This is a genomic window from Lyngbya sp. CCY1209, from assembly GCF_035615495.1.
GTDB lineage: Bacteria > Cyanobacteriota > Cyanobacteriia > Cyanobacteriales > Microcoleaceae > Limnospira.
In genome coordinates, this window is the sequence record NZ_JAJENU010000114.1 from 1 (window position 1) to 728 (window position 728).

The following is a 728-nucleotide window of genomic DNA, read 5'->3' on the forward strand; positions in this document are numbered from 1 at the left end:
AATCCCGAATACAACCGCCTCACGTTCGCGATTTTTGGAGTTGCCACGCCCTCCGATTTGATTCGAGATCGCAACCGAACGCCATTTAATATCGGGACGGCGATCGCACTGTCGGGGTTCAGTTTGGCAGAAGTCGAACCCCTCGCCCGGGGATTGCCTTTTGAATCCGGCAATAAGCAAAAAATTCTCCAATACATTTTAGACTGGACGAACGGACAGCCGTTTTTGACGCAAAAAATATGCGATATCATTTTTCAATCGAGCGCGGATAAACCGGGCAATAAATTGCACATACCGCCGGGAAAAGAAGAATTTTGGGTCGAAAATATCATCCGCAATTCTATCGTCGAAGACTGGCAGTCGAAGGACGAGCCGGAACATTTGAAAACGATCCGCGATCGCCTCCTCCGCAACCCCCAGCGGGCGGGCAGATTGCTGGGAATTCATCAGGATATTTTGCAGAATCACGGCATCAAATTTGACAACAGCCGCGAGCATACGGAACTCATCTTGTCGGGAATAGCCGTCAAAAAGGGCGACAAATTGGCGGTCAAAAATCGAATTTATGAGGCGGTCTTCAATCTCGAATGGGCGAGGGAACAGTTGTCGGCCATCCGCCCCTATTCTCAAACCTTTGATGCTTGGGTCGCCTCCGGCCAAACGGACGAATCGCGGCTGTTGCGGGGGCGGGCTTTAAAAGATGCACAAATTTGGGCGATCGGAAAAAG

The 728-nt window shown here is 50.5% G+C and carries 1 protein-coding gene; it reads left to right on the forward strand.

Annotation, left to right across the window (positions count from 1 at the left end; translation table 11 throughout):
- Positions 1-728, forward strand: a 728-nt coding sequence (locus tag LKE08_RS00750) for an AAA-like domain-containing protein (protein WP_324702279.1), incomplete at both ends; no start/stop codon positions are given.